This is a genomic window from Pseudomonas sp. SC3(2021), assembly GCF_019856535.1.
In the GTDB taxonomy this organism is placed as follows: domain Bacteria; phylum Pseudomonadota; class Gammaproteobacteria; order Pseudomonadales; family Pseudomonadaceae; genus Aquipseudomonas; species Aquipseudomonas monsensis.
Map to the genome: position 1 here is coordinate 5,195,808 of NZ_CP082236.1, position 18,292 is coordinate 5,214,099.

The following is an 18,292-nucleotide window of genomic DNA, read 5'->3' on the forward strand; positions in this document are numbered from 1 at the left end:
ATCACGAATGTCTGTTGAGAACCCGGTGGTGAGGGGATTTATCCCCGTTGGAGTGCGAAGCACTCCGCTGCATTGCACCGGGTATGACGCGAGCTCTTGTTGACGACTGCTGCGTAGCCGAACGGGGATAAATCCCCTCGCCACAGATTCCCACGCCACCGCTTTATCCATGCAGCACAGGGCAATCCCCCTCCAAGTGCCTCGCTTGCACCCGATCAGGCACCGAGCACCGCGCGAATCATTTGCAGCATGGCCTCGGGGCTATAGGGTTTGCCCAGCAAATGGGTATCGGGGCTGAGTTGGTGGTTGCGCGAGATGATGTCGCGGGTGTGCCCGGAGGTGAACAGCACCGCCACCGGTGGCGTCTGCACCTTGGCCCAGGCGAACAGGTCGGAGCTTTTGATCAGCCCCGGCATGACCACGTCGGTGAAGATCAAATCGACCTCGACACCTTCGAGCAGCATCTGCATGGCCGCATCGCCATGGCCGGCGGTGAGAACGCGATAACCCTCTTCGCGCAGCAATTCAACCGCCGAGGCGCGTACCGCCTCGTTGTCCTCGACCACCAGAATCGTCTCGTGGCCACCGCCCTGCTGCGCGTCAAGGCTCGGCATTTCAGCGCGGACCGGCCGCAAGCTGCGCGGGAAGTACAACTGCACTCGCGTGCCTTCACCGACGCGGCTGTCGATTTCGACATGGCCGCCGCTTTGTTTAACGAACCCGAAGACCATACTCAAGCCCAGACCGGTGCCCTGACCGTCGGCCTTGGTGGTGAAAAACGGTTCGAAGACTTGTTCGAGGATCTGCGCCGGGATGCCCGCACCGGTATCGCTGACCGCCACCCGCACGTACTCCCCGGGCAGGATGCCTTTACCGGCACAAAACTCGCGCTCCAGACGGGTGTTGGAGGCGCTCAGCACGATGGTGCCCTCGCCTTTCATTGCATCCCGGGCATTGATGGCCAGATTGAGAATGGCGTTTTCCAGTTGGTTGCGGTCAACGTTGATGTGCCACGGCGCTTGCGGCAGCTGCACGTCGATCTGAATGGTTTCGCCCAGCGCCCGTTGCAGCAACTCCCCCACGCCGTCGAAGATCTGTTGCGGGTTGCACACCGCAGGCGACAACGGCTGACGCCGGGCAAACGCCAGCAGTTGCGAAGACAGTTTGGCGCCACGCTCGACCGCCGCCAACGAGGCGCTGACCCGGCGCTGGACATTGGCATTGTGCGGTTCATGCCGGGCCAGCAAATGCAGATTGCCAGCGATCACTTGCAGCAAGTTATTGAAGTCATGGGCAACGCCGCCGGTGAGCCCGCCAATCGCTTCAAGCTTCTGCGACTGGCGCAATTGCTCTTCGGCCGCCAGTCGCGCCTCGACTTCATCGGCCACGCGTTGTTCGAGGTTGCGGGTGAACTTGAGCAGGGATTCTTCAGCGGTCTTGCGCTCATGAATGTCGATCAACACGCCGGGGAATCGCCGTGCTTTACCGTGTTCATCGAACTCGCACGCGCCACTGGCCAGAACCCACAGATAACTGCCATCGCTGCGGCGCACGCGGTACTCCGCGTTGAACGGCGCGCCGGTCCGCACCGAATGGGTGACGCGCTCGTGCACCCAGGCGATGTCATCGGAATGGATGCGGGACTGGGCGATGTCCTGGGCCAGATTGCTCAGGTCCTGATCCGGCGGATAAGAGAACGTGCGGGCGAAACGCTCATCCGCCGACAACGTATTGTTTTTCACGTCCCAGACAAACGACCCCAACAGCGCGCCGGCATTCAGCGCCAGTCGCACGCGCTCGTTATCGGCGCGGTAGGCGTCTTCGGCGGCCTGGCGCAAGCGCTCGGAATGCATGAATTCGGTGGTTTCCACCACCATCGCCATGACCCCGGCCGGTTGCCCGTCATCGTTGGCCACAGGGCTGTAATACAGATCCATCCAGACGTCTTCCGGCACCCCGTCGCGCAGCAGCACCAGTTCCTTGTTGCGGTAAGACAGGGTGCCACCGGCCAGACAGGTATCGACCACGTGCCGATTGAAGTCGGCCACTTCCGGCCAGCCCAGCTCCACCGGCGAGCCGAGCAGATACGGATGGCGGCCACCGGCAAATTTCGAGTAGGCGTCGTTATAGATCATGTAGCCGGCGTGGCCCCAGAGCATGACCATTGGCAGAGGCGACGCCAGCATCAATTGCACCGTGTTGCACAGACTGGCAGGCCAAGTGTCCAGCGGACCCAGCTCGGTAGGGCTCCAGTCGAACGCGCAAATGCGTTCGGCCATTTCGCCTTTCCAGCCGTCACAACCGTGACTATCGGATAAAAACTGCATCGACTGACTCGGTGTCCTGTGGTGGTTGTCCGGTAAATCACGACGACCAAACGACGCGACGCTCGTCTGTTTCGAGCATCTTGCGGCGTATTGGTTTCATAAGAGGTATAGCCGATTTCCCCAGTGCCCGGAACTCATACGCCGATCAAGTGTTTGAGCGGATGGTAGCCAGTTTTCATCTTCGCAGCGACGTCGAGAATGGCCTGTTCGATGCCGTTCAGGTGCAGGCAAGTCAATTCGATCGCCGCGCTTTGATCCCCGGCTTCGATGTACTCGAGCAGGCGCAGGTGCTCGTCATCGCGGCAGGCCTCGTGACTGTCATCATCCAGCGCGGCGACGTACAGCGAAGCGCGGGAGATGAGTTTCTGGAACCAGTCGAGCAGCACCGGGTTGTTCAGGCTGCGCGCCAGTTTGATGTGGAACTCGCCGAGCAGATGAATCAGCCGCTCGTGGTCGCCGGCGGCGTGGGCTTGATCTTCCAGCAGCAGATGCGCGCGCAAGTCCTGCATCGCGGCGGGGTCCTTGCGCCGGCACAGTTCGGTGACGATACCGATCTCGATCAGGCGCCGGGTTTCGAACAGCGAGCGGATCTCTTCGTTGCTGGGCAGCGACACCGAAGCCCCCTTGTTCGGTTCGGTGGTAACCAGTCCGTCAGCCTCCAGTTGCTTGAGCGCGGCGCGCACCGACGTGCGGCTGACATTGAATAACTCGGCCAGTGAGGCCTCGCCCAGTTTCATGCCAGGGCGCAACGAACGCTTGCAGATCGCCTCGTAAACCCCTTGGTAGACGCGGTCGACCGTGGTTTCCGGTTTCTTGTCGGTCATACGAACACTCCTTTGGCATCGGGCACCCCTCTCCTGGCGATCGCTGGCCAAGAAATAAGAGGGAGGGTGCACACGCCTATTGTCTTTATTTGCGTCTGTGAGCGTCGCGCAGAATATCGCCTTCGGCGGCAAGATGCAGGGTCTTGATTGCACGTTGAGTACGGATCGTTGATCGGGGCTGCGTCGATTTGCCAGTCTGCTCGTTGCAAGCAGGAACGCAAGCGCCAGGGGGGATGAGCGGATCGGGACTGCCGCACGATGAACGACAGAGGAGCACATTCCCCTTGCAGGAGCGGGCTTGCTCGCGAAAGCGCTGTGTCAGTCAGGGCAAATGCCTCTGACAGACCGCCTTCGCGAGCAAGCCCGCGCCCACAAAAGTTTCAGGTGGTCAGTCAGTGCCGTACTTCGGCGAACGCGGCCCATACAGCAGACCTGCCGGGTGGCCGGCCGACAACAGACGATTACTCGCCACACCGGCAATCGGGTAACCGGCATCGGTGGAGCTGTTGATAACCTGCTTCACTGCGGCCGTGATCAGCATGCCGATCAAACCACCGGCGTTGCCGTTGTTACCCTCTTCACTCGACGCCCGGGCCGTGCCGGTCCACAGCGTGGTACCGGACTTCAGGTCGACCAGTTTCGCCGTCGCGGTCACGGCGGTTTCACTGCTGATCACCCGGTAACGTGTGCCGTATTCGGTCACGTTGATGTACAGCGCCGCGTCCGCACCGAAGATTTCCTTCAGCTTGTTCGGCGGTGCCTGATGGATATCATCCGGCGTGGTCAGGCCGTTCTGGCGGAAGGTTTCGTCCACCAGCGCGATCGGCAGCACGTAGTAACCGGCCTCGGCCAGCGGAAACGTCACTTGCGACAACAGGCTGTACGACGCTTTCACGTCGGGCGAGGTGTTCAGCGGCGGCAGCACCAGAATGGTCTTGGGACGTGCCTGTTTGTACGCCGAATAGTCGACGGTTTTCGGCGCGACACAGCCACCGAGTACGGTCAGGGCCAGGCCGGCGGCCAGCAGCTTCAGAGCACGTTTGATCATTGGGCGTCTCCGGTCTTGGCGTTTTTAAGCAGAAAATCCATGTAGGTGCCCGACTCCGGGAACAAGGCTTTCTCGGTGCGCAACTGCTGCACCATCTGATCGTCCTTGCCCATGCTCAGGTACAACAGGCCCAGATGCGCGTGGTAACCCGGCGGTACGGCTTTGCCACTGGCGCGGATCTTTTGCAGATCGGCTTCCAGCGCTTCGGCCTGCGCTTCTTTTGGTGTTTCGCTTTTGAAGTATTCGTAAACCTGCGGCTGGTAGCCTTCCCACTGGTACAGGGTTTGCGGACTGCTGCAACCGGCCAGCAAGGCGCTGGCGGCCAGCGTCAGGACCAGACGCGGCCGAGACAGAAAAACATTCATTGTTGATGCTCCTTGCAATGGGTTTCGATCAGTTGGCCGGTTTCCAGGCACCAGCGTTCATGCCATCGACCAGACGATTGATCGCCTCGCGCATGGCCAGATCAAGGACTTTGCCGTTGAGGGTGGAGTCGTACGCAGCAGTGCCGCCGAAACCGATGATTTCACGGTTGGACAAGGCGTATTCGCCGGCGCCCTGAGTCGAATACACCACTTCGGAGGTGCTGATGTTGACGATGTTCAGGTTGACCTTGGCGTAAGCGACCTGGGTCTTGCCACGGCCGAGAATGCCGAACAACTGGTGATCGCCCGTCTCTTTACGACCGAACTCGGTGACATCACCGGTGACCACGTAATCGGCCCCCTTCAGACGCTGGGCCTGGCCCTTGATCGCCGCTTCCTGCTGGATCTCGCCCATGTTGTCGCGATCCAGCACGCTGAAGCGGTTGGTCTGCTGCAAGTGCGTGATCAGGATGGTCTTGGCCTGGCCGCCGAGACGGTCGACGCCATCGGAGAAGATGCCGCGCATGTAGCTCGAGCGGTTGTCGAACTTGCCCACGGCCATCGGTACACGAACGCCGGTCCAGACCTGAGTGGCGCTTTCGACCTTGGCCACCGGCAGTGCACGGGAGCTTTCGGTAGCACAACCGGCAAGGGTGCCGGCCAGGGTGCCCAGCACGGCAATCGCAACGCCTGAGACCAACATCCGGGAGATCATTCTCACTGAGTATTCCTTCTTGAAAAACGGTGTGTCCCGGCACGGCAACGCGCTGGGCAGCGGAAAAGGGGCGGCATTATGACAAAGTGCCATCATTGAAGACAGGTTTTTTTGACGCCAATGAATTGGCCACCCGGGATCAGTGGAAATCGCGGCTCTGCACGCGGATGCCGTTGAGCAGCGGGCTGAGGTCGCTCAGGCGGCCGGCGATCAGGTGGCGCACTTCGCCTTCGCGCTCCCAGCGGCCATCGACCCTGAGCAATTGCGAGCCCACCAGCACCTGGCGCTGGCGCTCGGCGAGGTCGCGCCAGACCACCACGTTGACGTTGCCGAACTCGTCTTCCAGGGTGACGAAGGTCACGCCGCTGGCGGTACCCGGTCGTTGACGACCGGTGACCAGGCCCGCAACGCTGACCGGGCGACCATGCTCGATGTCCAGCAACTCCCGTGAACTGCGGCAACGCCGGGCCTTGAGTTCGCCACGTAACAGCGCCAGTGGATGCGGGCCCAACGTGGTGCCGACCGTGGCGTAATCGGCATGAAGGTCCTCGCCCACACTCGGCTTGGGCAACACCACATCGGACTCCTCCTGACTGGGCAAACCGGCAAACAAGCCGAGCTGTTTCTGCACTCCGGCCACTTCCCAGCGGGCGCGATGACGATGCCCCGCCAATCCGCGCAATGCCCCGGCATCGGCCAGCAACGCCTGCGCCCGGCTGTCGAGCGCGGCACGCTCGCCCAGGTCGGCGACATCGGCAAACGCCCCGCGCGTGCGCGCCACCTCGATGCGTCGGGCATCGTCCTCGCGAAAGCCCTTGATCATGCGCAGGCCCATGCGGATCGCCGGCTGGGCTGCCGTGGTCGATTCCAGGCTGCAATCCCAGTCACTGGCGCGCACGTCCACCGGGCGGATCTGCAACTGATGGCGACGCGCATCCTGAAGGATCTGGTCCGGGCTATAGAAACCCATCGGCCAACTGTTGATCAGGGCACAGGCGAACGCCGCCGGTTCATGGCACTTGAGCCAGCAACTGGCGTAGGTCAGCAGGGCGAAACTGGCGGCGTGGGATTCGGGAAAGCCGTAGCTGCCAAAACCCTTGATCTGCTCGAAAATCTGCGCGGCGAATTCCGGCGTGTAACCGTTTTTCTGCATGCCGGCGGCGAGACGTTCCTTGTGCGGTTCCAGTCCGCCGTGGCGTTTCCACGCTGCCATCGAGCGGCGCAACTGGTCGGCCTCGCCGGGGCTGTAATCGGCGGCCACGATGGCGATCTGCATGACCTGTTCCTGAAACAGTGGCACGCCGAGGGTGCGCTCCAGCACCACTTTGAGCTCCGGTGATGGATAGGTTTCCGCTTCTTCCTTGTTCCGCCGACGCAGGTAGGGATGGACCATCCCACCCTGAATCGGTCCCGGACGGACGATCGCCACCTCGATCACCAGATCGTAGAACCTGGCCGGTTTCAGCCGCGGCAGCATCGACATCTGCGCCCGGGACTCGATCTGGAACACGCCGATGGTGTCGGCACGGCTGATCATGTCGTAAGTCGGTTTGTCTTCGGCCGGGATCGTCGCCAGGCTCAGGTCCAGGTGGCGATGACGACGCAGCAGGTCGAAACAGCGACGGATCGCACTGAGCATGCCAAGGGCGAGGATATCGACCTTGAGCAACCCGACGGCATCGAGGTCGTCCTTGTCCCACTGAATGATTGTGCGCTCGGCCATTGCCGCATTCTCCACCGGCACCAGCGTGTCCAGCGGCTGCTCGGAAATCACGAAGCCGCCGGGGTGCTGCGACAGGTGCCGGGGGAAGCCGATCAGTTGCCCGGTCAGGCTCAGCACCCGACGCAGCACCGGGCTGTCCGGATCAAAGCCACCTTCGAGCAAACGCGCCACTGGCGGCGTTTCATCGCTCCAGTGACCGCAGCAATCGGCCAGCGCGTTGATCTGATCCGGCGGCAGGCCGAGGGCCTTGGCCACATCGCGCACCGCTCCCGCCGCGTGATAGGTACTGACCACCGCCGTCAACGCCGCACGACGGCGGCCATACCGACGGAACACGTATTGCAGCACTTCTTCACGGCGCTCGTGCTCGAAATCGACGTCGATGTCCGGCGGCTCGTTGCGCTCCTTCGACATGAAGCGTTCGAACAGCAGCGTGGTGCGGTCCGGGTCGATTTCGGTGATGCCCAAGGCAAAACACACCGCCGAGTTGGCTGCCGAACCCCGGCCCTGACAGAGGATCTTTTGCTTGCGGGCGAAACGCACCACGTCGTGCACGGTGAGGAAGTAGCTTTCGTAGCCGAGTTCGGCGATCAGTTTCAGCTCGTCATTGATCTGCTTCAGCACTTTGGCTTGCGGCCCTTGCGGCCAGCGCCAGGCGATGCCTTCTTCGGTCAGTTGCCGAAGCCAGGAACTGGCGCTGTGCCCCTCCGGCACCAGCTCTTTCGGGTACTGATAGCGCAATTCGCCCAGATCGAACGTGCAGCGCCGGGCCAGTTGCACTGAGGCGTCCAGCAATGCCTGCGGATACAGCTCACGCAGCACATCGAGGCTGCGCAGATGGCGCTCGCCGTTGGGATGCAGGCGCAACCCGGCCTCGGCCACGGGGACGTGATGGCGAATCGCGGTCATGGTGTCCTGCAAGGCCCGCCGGCCACGGGCGTGCATGTGCACGTCGCCGCTGGCCACGGCGGCAATCTGCAGTTGATCGGCCAGACTCAGCAGTGCCGCCAGCCGACGCGGGTCGTCCTGCCCGCGATGCAACTGCACCGCCAGAAACAGACGCTCGCCAAAGGTCTGTTTCAACCAGCGCCCCTCGTCCAGGTCATCCACGGTGTCCGGCACCCACACCGTGAGCAACCCCGGCAACGGCTCGCTGAAATCCTCGCGCAGCACCTGGTACTGGCCCTTCTGCGTACGCCGCCGCGCCTGGGTGATCAAGCCGCACAGGGCCTGATAACCCGCAAGGTTCTCCACCAGCAGCACCAGTTTCGGGCCGTTGTCGATGCGGATTTCGCTGCCGATGATCAGCGGCAGTTCGACCGACTTCGCTGCCTGCCAGGCGCGGACGATCCCGGCCAGGGTGCACTCGTCGGTGATCGCCAGCGCCTGATAACCGTGTTTTTTTGCCCGCTGAAACAGCTCAAGCGCACTGGAGGCACCGCGTTGGAAACTGAAGTTCGACAGGCAGTGCAACTCGGCATAGCCGTGGCTCATGCAAACCAGCCCTGCAGCCACAACGGGCCGCCCTCACCTACCGCCCGGTAGGCCCAGCCCTGCTGACCGGCGCGGTTCTGGATCAAGTAGTAATCGCGGCGCACGTCGTCGCCGTCCCACCAGCCGGATTCGATGCGCTCCGGCCCCATGAGAATCCGCGCCGAACCTTCGGGCACGCTTTGCGGCTCGCCGAGCAACCAGCCCGGACGATGAACCTTCGGCAAGCCGGTGCAACGTTGTTTGTCGACAGCATTCTGCCAGGCACATTCGGGCCGGTGATCGGCCTGAAAGCGCAGCCCCTGCACCGCGTCATCGCCCAGCCGTGCGCGCAGGCGTTCGCGCAATTGCTCCCAGGGCAAGGTCTGCTGCGGGCGATCGTCGAACAGCTCCTGAAACTGCGGCACGAAACTCGGCAGATCCTCGGCGCGCAAGCGGAAACCGCGTACCGGCGCCTCGACCTGCACGTGTTCCAGCCGGCCTCGGGCCAGCTCGAAGAGCATCGCCGGATCGCGCTCGGCACTGAGCAGACCGACCTTGATCACGGTGTCCGGCAGCCCGGCGTGTTCCAGGTGCAGGTCGAAGCGCTGCACGCCGCTGTCACGTCCGCAGAGGAACGCCGAGAGGTCGCCAGTCAGACGACGCAACGGGAACAGCAGGGCCTGATGGGACTGCACGTCGAAATTCAGCTCGATGCGCACATCGAAACGATCCGGCGGCAGGTAGAACGCCAGCGCCAGCGGACGCGCGCCGAACAGGGTGTCGAGGTGTTTGAGCATCGACGCTTCGAAGCGCCGGGCCAGGGCCTGACGTGGCAGGCTCTGCACCTGACTGAGCGTGCGCAAGCCCATGCGCGACAACGCCGTGGCCACGCCCGGCTCCAGGCCCACGCGGTCAATGGGTAACTGGCCGAGGTGATGCTGCAAGGCCTCGCCGTCCGGCACCACCAAACCGTCGTAGGCATTGGCCAGCACCCGCGCCGCCACCGGGTTGGGCGCGGCCACGATGCGGTGGCGAAAACCCAGGTCGCTCAGTTCCTTGCGCAGCCGCGCCTCGAATTGCGTCCAGGTGCCAAACAAGCCCAGGCTCGATTCGATCTCGAACACCACCGTGCGCGGGTAATGCACGCTGACCTGCGCGCTGAAGCGGTAGGCCCACGCGGCAAGAAACTGCTGCCAGTGCTCGACCTCGGCGACATCGTAATCCGCCGAGGCAAAACCCTTGCTCAGGGCTTGGGCGGCGGTCATCGACTGGCCGGGACGCAAACCGAGTTTACGTGCCGCCGGATTGACCGCCTGCAGCACCCGGCGCTGGGCCGGGCCGCTGAGCAACACCAACGGTTCATCGGGCTCGGGACGCTGACGCAGCACCGCATCGAGGGCCAATTGCGGAAACAGAATACAGACCCAGCGCATGGCGACCTCAATGCCCCACGGCAAAGGCAATCGGCGCCGAACGCGCCAGCCCGCCGCGGCATTTGAGCACGCGCAACTGGGCCGGTCTGGCGTCGATGGCAATGCGCAACGCCGCCGGCGACGGGTTGACCGCTTCGCTCAACGGGCGCCAGGCAAAGGCCAGGGTCTGGCCGGTTTCCGCCGCCACCTGCAAACGCCGCAATGCGCGGTCATCGGCCTTGTGCGGCCAGCATAGCACCGCGCCGCAACTGCCTGAACGCAGGCATTGTTCCGCCGCCCACAAGGCATCGCGCTCGCTGGCCTGGATCACCGACAACTGGCGCAGATCCACCCCCGCGCTTTCCCACGCCTGCGGGTACGGCACGAACGGTGGTGCCACCAGCACGATGCGCTCGCCCGCCGCCGAAAGCCGCGCCAGTGTTGGCCAGACCAGTTGCAACTCGCCAACCCCCGGGCCGGCCAGGAGGATTTCGCTCAGCGCCGCTTCCGGCCAGCCGCCACTGGGCAAGGCCGCGTCCAGCGCGGCATGCCCGGTGGGTTGCGGGCTGGCAGCCGGGGGCGCAGGCCGGCCCTTCCAGACCTGGCCGCCATTGAACAGCGTATCCAGCGCAACGACGGCGCCCATCAGCCTTGCCTCACCAGACCGCAGAACACCCCTTCGATGGCCAGGTCCTGATCGTCGCGCACGACAATCGGCTGATACGCCGGGTTGCGCGGCAGCAACCGCACCACCGCGCCGACCCGTTCGAAGCGTTTGATCGTGACTTCACCGTCGAGCCGCGCCACCACAATCTGGCCGTTGAGCGCCTCGGGATTGCGCCGCACGCCAACCAGATCACCATCGAGGATGCCGTCCTCGATCATCGAGTCGCCCTGCACCCGCAGCATGTAGTCGGGAGTGCGGGAGAACAGCGCCGGGTCGAGCAGCAAACGGCTGTGGACCTCGGCATCGGCACCGATCGGCGCACCGGCAGCGACCCGGCCGAGCACGGGAATCTCGAGCAGTTCCGGGCGCGCCGGTTGCCCGAGCAGGCGAATGCCCCGGGCCTGATGCGGATTGACCTCGATAAACCCGGCGTCGGTGAGCGCCAGCACATGCTTGCGCGCCACGCTGCGCGAGGCAAAACCAAAAGCCTCGCTGATTTCAGCGAGGCTTGGGGACTGACCGTGTTCGGCGATGCGTTCGCGGATAAAGGTCAGGATGGCGGTACGGCGAGGCGTCAGTGTCTTCATGGAGTACATTTGTACTCCTGTAGGATTTTACTGACAAGCACCGCCAGTCGGCCTGCGGCAGTTCCTGTGTGTCGTGGGGAGCAACCCGCCAGTGCCCGGCCAGCAAATCCTTCTGAAAAAAACCTGCTCCCAGCCTTTGATTGGGGTGAACCCATTCGGTAGTTGTTACAGGATGTTTACAATTTTTTTACTAATGTTCTTCTAGAGTTACACGCGCAATTGCGTGGCGGTCTTTTTTGCAGAGGAATGTTTGACATGGCTTTGGGCAACGGACTGCGTTTACCGTCCATCACTCCTACCCGACTGGTGCTGTTGTTTGCCCTGGCGCTGGTGGCGCTGTATAACCTGGCGACCTGGAAGGCGCTGGGCACGTTGATTACCCTGCAAGGCGCGCACAAACTGGCGTTTTTCGCCTCCTTCGGGCTGTTTTTGTGGGCGGCCATCACCCTGCTGCTGACCCTGGTGTCGTTTCGCTGGACGCTGAAACCGGCGCTGACCGTGGTCGCCCTGCTCTCGGCCTGTGCGGCGTATTTCATGAACGAATACGGGATCACCATCGACACGGTGATGATCCAGAACGTGTTCGAAACCAACCCCGACGAAGCCACCGCGCTGTTCAACGGCAAGCTGCTGACTTACGTGCTGTTGCTCGGCGTGCTGCCGGCCGTGCTGATCTGGCGCTGGCCGGTGAGCTATCGGCCGTTCTTTCGCGGCCTGCTCAACAAGGTGCTGGTGATCATCGCCTGCGTGCTGGTGATCGCGGCTTCCGTAGGCACGTTTTATTCGACCTACGCACCGATCTTTCGCCAGGAAGACAAGCTCACCCACTTCATCAACCCGACCAACTACATCTACGCCATCAGCAAATACACCCAACAACGCCTGGGCATCAAAAAGCACTTCGTGGTGCAGGCCATCGGCGAAGACGCGGTGATGAGCGCCAAGGTTGCGGCCCGCGAGAAGAAATCACTGATGGTGTTTGTGGTCGGGGAAACGGCGCGTGCCGACCATTTCTCGCTCAACGGTTATGCGCGTGAGACCAACCCCGAACTGAGCAAACTGGACATCCTCAACTTCACCCAGGTGCATTCCTGCGGCACCTCGACGGCAGTGTCGGTGCCGTGCATGTTCTCGAAGTTCCCCCGTGAGGAGTACAGCGACAAGAAAGGCAAAACCTACGAAGGCCTGCTCGATATCCTGCAGCGGGCCGGCGTGCAGGTGCTGTGGCTGGACAACAACAGCGACTGCAAGGGCACCTGCCTGCGCGTCCCCCATCGCGATATTTCGAAGCATCAGCCGGGACCGTTCTGCGATGGCAATAATTGCCTCGACGAAGCGCTGCTGGCGGATCTGCAAAGCTACATCGACAGCCTCAAGGGCCACGCGATCATCGTTCTGCATGCCGACGGCAGCCACGGCCCCGAGTACTACGAGCGCTATCCGAAGGAAATGGAACGCTTCACACCGATCTGCCACACCAACCAGCTGGGCAGTTGCAGCCGCGATGAACTGGTGAACGTGTACGACAACACCATCCTCTACACCGACCATTTCCTCGCCAAGGTCATCGAGTTGCTCAAGCGCAATCAGGACACGCTGGAGACCTCGATGCTGTACGTTTCCGACCACGGTGAATCGCTGGGTGAAAACGGCCTGTACCTGCACGCCGCGCCATATGCACTGGCGCCCGAAGCGCAGACCCATGTGCCGATGGTGATGTGGTTTGGCAAGGGTACGCTCGCCAGCGAAGGGATTGATCGCGGCTGCCTGCAAGGCAAGACCGGGCAGGCGGATCTGAGCCATGACAACCTGTTCCATTCGGTGCTGGGGTTGTTTGACGTGAAGACCTCGCTGTATCAGCCAGGGCTGGATGTTTTCCATGGCTGCAGGCCGGCGATGACGGCTGCGCAGTAACCCGAACAGCACAAATCTCCTTGTAAGAGTGAGCCTGCTCGCGATAGCGGCATATCAGATACGAACCCGGTGTCTGACACTCCCCTATCGCGAGCAGGCTCACTCCTACAGGGGAATTGCGTACTACTGGCGTTTGAGGATCTGGTCCATGACCCAATCGGTCTTGAGCGCTTGTTCGGCGACTGCCGGATGGGGCGAATCTCCGCGAATATGCGCATTCATCCCCAGCACGTGATGCCACTGGATGTGTTCGTGGTGGGGGATTTCCAGACTGATGGTTTCATCGGCCTGCAGCTGCACCGGATGCTCATCAAACACGGAAAACGCGATCCGTCCCTGACTGCCGATGATCTCGACCCGATCCTCGCGCCGATCCGCAACAAAGCTCCAGCAGCCCATGCCGAGTGCCCCGCAGGCGAACCGCCAACTGGCGCTGACGGCATCTTCGGCGGGATACAAACCGGCCTGTCGTGCGGTGAAACCGGCGACTTCGACAATGTCGCCGAGCAGGTACTGGAACAGGTCAAAACCATGGCTGGCCAGGTCGGCAAAGTAACCGCCACCGGCCACGCTCGGGTCAGTGCGCCAGTTGGCGCGGCCGTCCAGATCGGCCGGCGACGGCGCCTTGGTCAGCGTCCAGCTCAAATGCCGCACCTCGCCGATGCGCCCCTGTTCCAGCCATTGCCGCACCTGCTGGAAACGCGGCAACGAACGGCGGTAATAGGACACGAACAGATGCCGCCCCGCATCGGCAAAGACCTGCTGCATCTCGCGGCTTTGCGCGGCGTTGAGCGCCATGGGTTTTTCCACGCAGCAATGCTTGCCGGCGGCGGCGACTTTGAGGCTGTAGGCGTAGTGGCTGTCGGGAGGCGTGGCGATGTACACCGCGTCCACCTCGGGATCGTTGATCAGCGCATCGACGTCGGTGTAGACCCGGGCGATGGCATGACGCGCGGCGTAATCGGCCACCGCCTCAAGGCGTCGGCCCATCACCGCCACCAGTGCCGAACCGGGCGCCTTGTAGAAGGCCGGCCCGCTCTTGCGCTCGGCAACGCTGCCACAGCCGATCATGCCCCAGCGCACCTGGTTCATCGCCCCACTCCGTTTGGTTGAAACCTTAGCCGATGCGCAAGGCGCGCAGATCGAGGTGACCGTCCTTGAGCGGTGGGCACCAGTAATAGCCGCCAGTGATCGGCCGGCTGATGCGGTACAGACCGTCGGTAATGCCGTCTTCCAGCCCGCTCATGCGCCGCAGTTGAGCTTCGAAAGCGTCCAGCGAGAAACCGAACGCGAGGAACATCAGCCCGGCGCGATCGCCTTCGATCCACGGCATCGAACGGCGCACCATAAACGCCTCCGGCGCAAAGCTTTCCTGCGCAGTGCGTTTGACGTGGGCGGAGACCGGCGCGTCGTCGATCTCTTCGTTGTCGCTGAGGCGACGGCCCATGATGTTGTCCTTGTCTTCGGCGGACAACTGATGGAAACCCTTGAGGTCGTGCTGCCACTGCTGGATCGCGGCGAAGCTGCCGCCGACCAGGCCTTCGGCGCCCTCGCCCAGCAACGCGGCAGCGATGGCGGCTTCGTCATGCGGGTTTTCGGTGCCATCTTCGTAACCGGTCAGGTCGTGGCCGTCCTTGTGGCGGAAGGCTTCCTGCCTCTCGACCAGGCGCAGGGCCGGGGCCAGTGCGGCTTCGAGGGCATTGCTGCGGTTGAGCAGTTCGCCACGGTCGACACCGTGCAGCCAGACCCACAGCGCGTGCTGGGTCGACGGATTGTCGACGCCGACGCCGCTCATGGCCGGGAAGCTGCGCAGGCCGTCGATCTGCACATTCAGGGCCTGGGCCAGGGATTCACCGAAACCGACCACCGCCGACTTGCCGTCCACCAAATGCATCAGGTTGTCGATCGCCTGCGGCAGGGCTGCTACCGATTCAAGGGCAAAAAACAGATGACGTGCTTGTGGCGGAACTGGGGTGGCGAGAATGCCCGGCTGGTAGTAACTCATGTGAACTCCTTGGGAAAGTGCGCGGAAGTTTACCTGTAGCCGGAGGCTTTGTGTGGGTTTGGAGAACGCTAAAAGCCCCTCACCCTAGCCCTCTCCCGGAGGGAGAGGGAACTGAATGGGGGATGCTGTAGAGATACGCCGACTTGAAAGTACTGTACCGAATCCATAATCGACAAAAATCTTTCAGGTCGATGTATGACGCAAAACACCTCGATCAGCCCCCTCTCCCGGAGGGAGAGGGAACTGAATGGGGGATGCTGTGGAGATACGCCGACTTGAAAGTGCTGTACCGAATCCTTAATCGACAAAAATCTTTCAGGTCGATGGATGACGCAAAACACCTCGATCAGCTCCCTCTCCCGGAGGGAGAGGGAACTGAATGGGGGATGCTGTAGAGATACGCCGACTTGAAAGTGCTGTACCGAATCCTTAATCGACAAAAATCTTTCAGGTCGATGGATGACGCAAGACACCTCGATCAGCCCGCTCTCCCTCTGGGAGAGGGAACTGAATGGGGGATGCTGTAGAGATACGTCGACTTGAAAGTGCTGTACCGAATCCATAATCGACAAAAATCTTTCAGGTCGATGCATGACGCAAGACACCTCGATCAGCCCCCTCTCCCGGAGGGAGAGGGAACTGAATGGGGGATGCTGTGGAGATACGCCGACTTGAAAGTGCTGTACCGAATCCATAATCGACAAAAATCTTTCAGGTCGATGCATGACGCAAGACACCTCGATCAGCCCCCTCTCTCGGAGGGAGAGGGAATTGAATGGGGGATGCTGTAGAGATACGCCGACTTGAAAGTGCTGTACCGAATCCTTAATCGACAAAAATCTTTCAGGTCGATGGATGACGTCGATCGGCCCTCACGCTCTCAAGTCCATAATCGACACAATCTTTCAGGTCGATGGATGACGCAAAACACCTCGGTCGGCCCCCTCTCCCTCTGGGAGAGGGCTGGGGTGAGGGTTTGCGTCATGCCGCCAGGCGCTCGGGCTCATCCCAGTCCAGCGCTTGAACGCCCGGCGAAAACTGCGCACATCGCTATAGCCCACTTCTTCGGTGATTCGTTCGATCGGCATGTCCGGATTGGCCAGCAGGCTCAGGGTCCGCGCCTGCCGCACTTGTTCCAGCAGTGCTTCAAAGGTCAACGCATGCTCGGTCAGACGCCGGCGCAAGGTACGGCTGCTCATGTTCAAATCACCGGCAATCTTTTCAATGTGACTGCCACGGCTCAAGTCACGGGCGATCGCCCGCTCCACCGCCTGAATCAGATCCAGCTTCTGATGCACCTGCGCCGCTTCCAGTTCAAGCAACGCGACGGCCTGGCGCAACGCCAGCGAGTGATGATTGGGCAAGTGCACATCGAGCCATTGCGCGTCGATCAGCATCCGGTTGTGCAGGCAGCCGAAGCGCACCTGCGGCCCCAGCAACCGATGGTATTCGCTCAGGTAATCCGGCGCGGCATGCACGAACTCCACGGCAATCGCCTTGAACTCAGCCCCCACCAGTGCGCGGCCATACACCAGCAAACTGGCGAAAAACTCTTCGACTGCAAACACCTGCACGTCGGCGAATGGCAAGCGGCATTCGGCGTCCAGATGCACCTGCTCACCGACCACATCGACACTGGACACCACAATCCCGCCCGAGGTGTGCTGATGACGAATGCCCAGCGCAAAGGCATCGCGCAAAGTCTTGCACAGTGACAGCACATGCCCGAGCAAGCCCAGCGTTCCCAGCACATTCTGCGCGCCGACCCACAGACCGAGGCCCTGATTGGGCAGCACTTTGAGCCCGCGCTGAATCATCGCCACGGCCTGGCGATAGGAAATCCGCTGCGCCGGATCCTGCAGATCCTCGAGCGTCAAGCCCAGGCCACGGCACAGGTTTTCCGGGTCGAGGCCCTTGTTGTGCACGACCTCGGCGAGGGTTTGCAGGAGAAACGGCGACACCAACGCCAGTTCAAAGGTCGGGTCTTGGACTTTTACGTTCATGGAGGCTGACATTCCGGATCACGCTTGATTGTTATTTTTGTAACCGGTCATGTCGAAGGAAGTTAGCACAGGGTCAACGGACTGTCCGCAGATGCCCCCCTCGTTGTCCGCCAATACCCTGCCCGAATGTACGCCAAACGCTTATTTCTAACGTACCGGCGCCCCGTGCGACCGGTGTCAGGTCCCAATCACAATAATAATGAGGACAGTTATGAGCCCGAACCGTGCACCCTCCTGCTTGCCGCTCGCCTTTTTCATGGCGGGTTGCACCCTGACGTTGCCCGCCCTTGCCACCGAAGCCGGGGTCGACAATATCGGCACTGGCACCGACGGTTTCTTCATGCTGCCGCTGGAGGTCGACAGCCTTCCTGAGAACATGGTCGCGTTCAACCTCTACTACAACCATTACAAATCGACCAAGCTCAACATCAGCTCGCTGGGCGGCAAGGTGCCGAAGGTTGAAATCGAATCCACTGCGGTGATTCCGCGCCTCGACTACCTGAGCCCGGTACGAATATTCGGCGGACGCCTGGCCGGCTACATCGCCCAGCCGTGGCTGAAGCAAGAGGTCGCGGTGTTCGGTTTGAGCGACACCCGCGAAGGCATGGGCGATACCACCTTCGCGCCGATCATTCTGTGGGACATGGGCAAAAACCTGACCCTTGGCGCCGCCGTGGAAGTCACCATACCCACCGGCGAATACAGCGTCGATCGACTGGCCAATACCAGCAACAATTTCTCCACCTACAAGCCGCTCTTCTCGTTCACCTGGCTGCCGACCGACAACACCGAAATCTCGATGAAGACCACCTACAGCTTCAACGAGAAGAACAAGGACACCGACTACAAGTCCGGGCAGATCTTCCACTTCGACTATTCGGCCAGCTACAAGATCACCGACGACCTGATGCTCGGGGTCAACGGCTATTTCCTCAAGCAGACCACCGATGACAAACAGTACGGCCACACCGTGCAGTTTGCCGGACAGGACGTGGATGACGGCGTACGTGGCAAAGTGTTCGCCATCGGCCCGGCGCTGCACTTCACCTTTCTCAAGTACGCCAGCGCGGAGATTCGCTGGGCCAAGGAATTTGATGTGGAGAACCGGCCGGAGGGGGAAATGCTCTGGGCAAAAGTCAGCATCCCCTACGCGTTCTGATCCACCCCGTATCCCCTTGTAGGAGCGAGCAGGCTCGCTCCTACAAGGGTTTGTGACCCGTTCAAAAGTT

At 61.8% G+C, this 18,292-nt stretch carries 14 protein-coding genes; 2 read left to right on the plus strand and 12 right to left on the minus strand.

Going from position 1 to position 18,292, the window contains the following annotated elements; genetic code table 11:
- Positions 1-215: 215 nt before the first annotated feature.
- The 9 genes from K5Y35_RS23140 to lexA all read right to left on the minus strand — a co-directional run bounded on the left by K5Y35_RS23140 (position 216) and on the right by lexA (position 11,150).
- Positions 216-2,327 carry a PAS domain-containing sensor histidine kinase gene (locus K5Y35_RS23140; protein ID WP_222833053.1) on the minus strand — a complete coding sequence of 704 codons (2,112 nt, stop codon included), beginning with the start codon at positions 2,325-2,327 and terminating at the stop codon, positions 216-218.
- Between the two features lie 134 nt (positions 2,328-2,461).
- Positions 2,462-3,151 (minus strand): GntR family transcriptional regulator, encoded by a 690-nt coding sequence (locus K5Y35_RS23145; protein WP_123468168.1) that lies wholly within the window; start codon positions 3,149-3,151, stop codon positions 2,462-2,464.
- A 388-nt stretch (positions 3,152-3,539) separates the two neighbouring features.
- Positions 3,540-4,199: a DUF799 domain-containing protein gene (locus K5Y35_RS23150; protein WP_128613592.1), complete on the minus strand. Its 660-nt coding sequence runs from the start codon at positions 4,197-4,199 to the stop codon at positions 3,540-3,542.
- Positions 4,196-4,564 carry a DUF4810 domain-containing protein gene (locus K5Y35_RS23155; RefSeq protein ID WP_123468164.1) on the minus strand — a complete coding sequence of 123 codons (369 nt, stop codon included), beginning with the start codon at positions 4,562-4,564 and terminating at the stop codon, positions 4,196-4,198. The genes K5Y35_RS23150 and K5Y35_RS23155 overlap by 4 nt, the downstream gene beginning before the upstream one ends.
- Positions 4,565-4,592: 28 nt before the next feature.
- Positions 4,593-5,279: a CsgG/HfaB family protein gene (locus tag K5Y35_RS23160; RefSeq protein ID WP_177490383.1), complete on the minus strand. Its 687-nt coding sequence runs from the start codon at positions 5,277-5,279 to the stop codon at positions 4,593-4,595.
- 139 nt (positions 5,280-5,418) lie between these two features.
- On the minus strand, positions 5,419-8,517 hold the full coding sequence (locus K5Y35_RS23165; protein ID WP_222833054.1) for an error-prone DNA polymerase: 3,099 nt from the start codon (positions 8,515-8,517) through the stop codon (positions 5,419-5,421).
- Positions 8,493-9,908 carry a Y-family DNA polymerase gene (locus K5Y35_RS23170; RefSeq protein ID WP_222833055.1) on the minus strand — a complete coding sequence of 472 codons (1,416 nt, stop codon included), beginning with the start codon at positions 9,906-9,908 and terminating at the stop codon, positions 8,493-8,495. Before K5Y35_RS23170 ends, K5Y35_RS23165 begins: the two co-directional genes overlap by 25 nt.
- Positions 9,909-9,915: 7 nt before the next feature.
- Positions 9,916-10,533 (minus strand): translesion DNA synthesis-associated protein ImuA, encoded by a 618-nt coding sequence (gene imuA, locus K5Y35_RS23175; protein WP_123468156.1) that lies wholly within the window; start codon positions 10,531-10,533, stop codon positions 9,916-9,918.
- Positions 10,533-11,150 carry a transcriptional repressor LexA gene (lexA, locus tag K5Y35_RS23180; RefSeq protein WP_123468154.1) on the minus strand — a complete coding sequence of 206 codons (618 nt, stop codon included), beginning with the start codon at positions 11,148-11,150 and terminating at the stop codon, positions 10,533-10,535. The genes imuA and lexA overlap by 1 nt, the downstream gene beginning before the upstream one ends.
- Before the next feature lie 246 nt (positions 11,151-11,396).
- On the opposite strand from lexA, the gene K5Y35_RS23185 reads away from it, so the two are divergent.
- Entirely contained in the window at positions 11,397-13,055 is a 1,659-nt protein-coding gene (locus tag K5Y35_RS23185) for a phosphoethanolamine transferase (protein WP_222833056.1), read from the plus strand.
- A gap of 123 nt (positions 13,056-13,178) precedes the next feature.
- Here K5Y35_RS23185 and K5Y35_RS23190 read toward each other — a convergent pair whose 3' ends face one another.
- From K5Y35_RS23190 to K5Y35_RS23200, 3 genes are all read right to left on the minus strand, one after another.
- Positions 13,179-14,147 (minus strand): Gfo/Idh/MocA family protein, encoded by a 969-nt coding sequence (locus K5Y35_RS23190; RefSeq protein ID WP_222833057.1) that lies wholly within the window; start codon positions 14,145-14,147, stop codon positions 13,179-13,181.
- 25 nt (positions 14,148-14,172) lie between these two features.
- The gene (locus K5Y35_RS23195) at positions 14,173-15,060 is read right to left on the minus strand and encodes a Dyp-type peroxidase (RefSeq protein WP_222833058.1); all 888 of its coding nucleotides are present in this window, start codon (positions 15,058-15,060) and stop codon (positions 14,173-14,175) included.
- 905 nt (positions 15,061-15,965) lie between these two features.
- Positions 15,966-17,063 carry an AraC family transcriptional regulator gene (locus tag K5Y35_RS23200; protein ID WP_222833059.1) on the minus strand — a complete coding sequence of 366 codons (1,098 nt, stop codon included), beginning with the start codon at positions 17,061-17,063 and terminating at the stop codon, positions 15,966-15,968.
- Positions 17,064-17,274: 211 nt separating this feature from the next.
- Here K5Y35_RS23200 and K5Y35_RS23205 point away from each other — a divergent pair, with 211 nt between their 5' ends.
- On the plus strand, positions 17,275-18,222 hold the full coding sequence (locus K5Y35_RS23205; protein WP_222833060.1) for a transporter: 948 nt from the start codon (positions 17,275-17,277) through the stop codon (positions 18,220-18,222).
- The last annotated feature ends 70 nt before the right edge of the window (positions 18,223-18,292 follow it).

Coding starts and splice junctions, on each gene's coding strand:
- K5Y35_RS23140 (WP_222833053.1), bottom strand. CDS start 2,327: ATGCAGTTTTTATCCGATAGTCACGGTTGTGACGGCTGGAAAGGCGAA.
- K5Y35_RS23205 (WP_222833060.1), top strand. CDS start 17,275: ATGAGCCCGAACCGTGCACCCTCCTGCTTGCCGCTCGCCTTTTTCATG.
- K5Y35_RS23170 (WP_222833055.1), bottom strand. CDS start 9,908: ATGCGCTGGGTCTGTATTCTGTTTCCGCAATTGGCCCTCGATGCGGTG.
- K5Y35_RS23195 (WP_222833058.1), bottom strand. CDS start 15,060: ATGAGTTACTACCAGCCGGGCATTCTCGCCACCCCAGTTCCGCCACAA.
- K5Y35_RS23200 (WP_222833059.1), bottom strand. CDS start 17,063: ATGAACGTAAAAGTCCAAGACCCGACCTTTGAACTGGCGTTGGTGTCG.
- K5Y35_RS23185 (WP_222833056.1), top strand. CDS start 11,397: ATGGCTTTGGGCAACGGACTGCGTTTACCGTCCATCACTCCTACCCGA.
- K5Y35_RS23150 (WP_128613592.1), bottom strand. CDS start 4,199: ATGATCAAACGTGCTCTGAAGCTGCTGGCCGCCGGCCTGGCCCTGACC.
- lexA (WP_123468154.1), bottom strand. CDS start 11,150: ATGTACTCCATGAAGACACTGACGCCTCGCCGTACCGCCATCCTGACC.
- K5Y35_RS23155 (WP_123468164.1), bottom strand. CDS start 4,564: ATGAATGTTTTTCTGTCTCGGCCGCGTCTGGTCCTGACGCTGGCCGCC.
- imuA (WP_123468156.1), bottom strand. CDS start 10,533: ATGGGCGCCGTCGTTGCGCTGGATACGCTGTTCAATGGCGGCCAGGTC.
- K5Y35_RS23160 (WP_177490383.1), bottom strand. CDS start 5,279: ATGATCTCCCGGATGTTGGTCTCAGGCGTTGCGATTGCCGTGCTGGGC.
- K5Y35_RS23145 (WP_123468168.1), bottom strand. CDS start 3,151: ATGACCGACAAGAAACCGGAAACCACGGTCGACCGCGTCTACCAAGGG.
- K5Y35_RS23190 (WP_222833057.1), bottom strand. CDS start 14,147: ATGAACCAGGTGCGCTGGGGCATGATCGGCTGTGGCAGCGTTGCCGAG.